General features: G+C 71.4%; 1 pseudogene. It reads left to right on the top strand.

Annotation, left to right across the window (positions count from 1 at the left end):
• A pseudogene (locus tag QSG27_RS29210) lies at nucleotides 1–503 on the top strand (hypothetical protein); the annotation flags it as partial.

The following is a 503-nucleotide window of genomic DNA, read 5'->3' as shown; positions in this document are numbered from 1 at the left end:
GGAGCGGTGACGCTGGGCGGCGACACGACGGTGAACGGCGGAGCCGCCACCTTCACCGGCGCGGTGGACGGCGCCTACGCGCTGGCGGTCAACAACAAGGGCACGACGCAGTTCGCCGGCACGGTGGGCGGCACGACGGCGCTCGCCAGCCTGACTACGGACGCGGGCGGCATGACGAGCCTGCGCAACGTCACCACCACGGGCACCCAGACCTACAACGACGCGGTGACGCTGAACGGCATCTACGCCACCGGCAGCGGCGCCTTCACCGCCAACGGAGCGGTGACGCTGGGCGGCGCCACGACGGTGAACGGCGGATCGAGCGTGCTGTTCGCCGGCACCGTGGACGGGGCACAGGCTTTGGTCGTCAACAACAAGGGCGCGACGCAGTTCACCGGCACGGTGGGCGGTACGACGGCTCTGGCGAGCCTGACCACGGACGCGGGCGGCACGACGAGCCTGCGCAACGTCACCACCACGGGGGCGCAGACCTACAACGACGC

It is taken from the genome of Azospirillum isscasi, from assembly GCF_030849505.1.
Taxonomy (GTDB): domain Bacteria; phylum Pseudomonadota; class Alphaproteobacteria; order Azospirillales; family Azospirillaceae; genus Azospirillum; species Azospirillum isscasi.
Note: the sequence above shows the minus strand (reverse complement) of the source record. Positions and strands in the feature narration are given on the sequence as shown.